A 1,312-nucleotide genomic window follows, 5' to 3' on the forward strand; every position below is an offset into this window, starting at 1 on the left:
TGTCCCGTCCTGAAATGTGTTTACACATTGAGGACGAATTATGGCTACTTCAAATAATACCTACGTTAAGCGCACTCAGCGTGATTACACACTAGGCTTTAAATTACAGGTCGTCGCCGCTGTAGAAAGAGGCGATATGACATATAAACAAGCCCAAACCATTTATGGTATCCAAGGCCGTTCAACTGTTTTAACTTGGCTTCGAAAGCACGGTAAGATGAATTGGGCGCAAACTCCAAGGATGAATACCATGCACCAATCAACTAAGCCTAAAGAGTCACCAGCACAGAAAATAAAGCGTCTTGAGAAAGAGCTGGAAGACGAAAAAATCAAGAATCTCTTTTTAAATAGAGTGGTTGATATTCTTGATGCTGAACACGGAACTAGCCTCAGAAAAAAGTATCTCACCAAGGAGCAAGAAGCCTTCAAGAACAAGAAGGAATAAGTTTAGTTCGAGTATGTAAGCTATGCGGGATAACGAGACAAAGCGTTTATCAACGAGAAAAGCGAGCTGTTCATCGCCAGTTGGAACTTAAACCCATCAAACAAATGGTGTTGGATATTAGACGTTATATGCCTCGGGTTGGCACTAGAAAGCTCTACTTTTTACTTAAGCCAAAGTTGCAAGAACAAGGTATCAAGTTAGGTCGGGATGCTCTTTTCAACTACTTACGTGATGAACGGTTATTGGTAAGACCTAAACGTAGTTTTACGAAAACGACAAACAGTAAGCATTGGATGAAAAAACATCCGAACTTATTAAAGAACTACAAACCATGCACTCCAGAGGGTGTGTTAGTAAGTGATATTACCTATATCCAATCAGATGAAGGCATTCACTATCTCTCATTGGTAACTGATGCGTTTAGTCGGAAAATTATGGGCTACGAGCTGAGCAACGAAATGAAGGCGACGGATGTTGTGAAAGCGCTAGATATGGCTATTAAGGGGCGTCAATATCATCGTTCGTGTATCCATCACTCTGATCGTGGTCTCCAGTATTGCTCCGGTGTTTATCAAGATAAGTTGAAAAGTAGCGGCATAAGCCCCTCGATGACAGACGGTTATGACTGCTATCAAAATGCATTAGCAGAGAGAGTAAATGGAATACTGAAACAAGAGTTCTTACTTAATAAGTGTAAAAACCTCGGAGAGCTTAAACAACTAGTAAAAGAGTCTATAAGTACCTATAACAATATGAGGCCGCACCTTAGTCTCAGGATGAAAACTCCAAATGAGGTGCATGAAAAAAGCCAACAGCTGATGCTGTTGGCTTAGTAGAAATACTGTCAACGTATTTTAGGACGAGACA

The 1,312-nt window shown here is 40.7% G+C and carries 1 protein-coding gene; it reads left to right on the forward strand.

The genetic code is table 11. The features are described 5' to 3' along the window. The first annotated feature begins 40 nt into the window (after positions 1 to 40). Positions 41 to 1,278, forward strand: a protein-coding gene (locus tag AB4307_RS18940; protein WP_102319877.1) for an IS3 family transposase whose coding sequence is annotated in 2 segments (ribosomal slippage) — positions 41 to 413 and positions 413 to 1,278 — 1,239 coding nt in all. Because the reading frame shifts where the segments join, the coding sequence is not laid out codon by codon here. The last annotated feature ends 34 nt before the right edge of the window (positions 1,279 to 1,312 follow it).

Origin of the sequence: Vibrio sp. 10N.261.52.C2, from assembly GCF_041471425.1 — a bacterium.
GTDB classification, from domain to species: Bacteria; Pseudomonadota; Gammaproteobacteria; order Enterobacterales; family Vibrionaceae; genus Vibrio; species Vibrio crassostreae_C.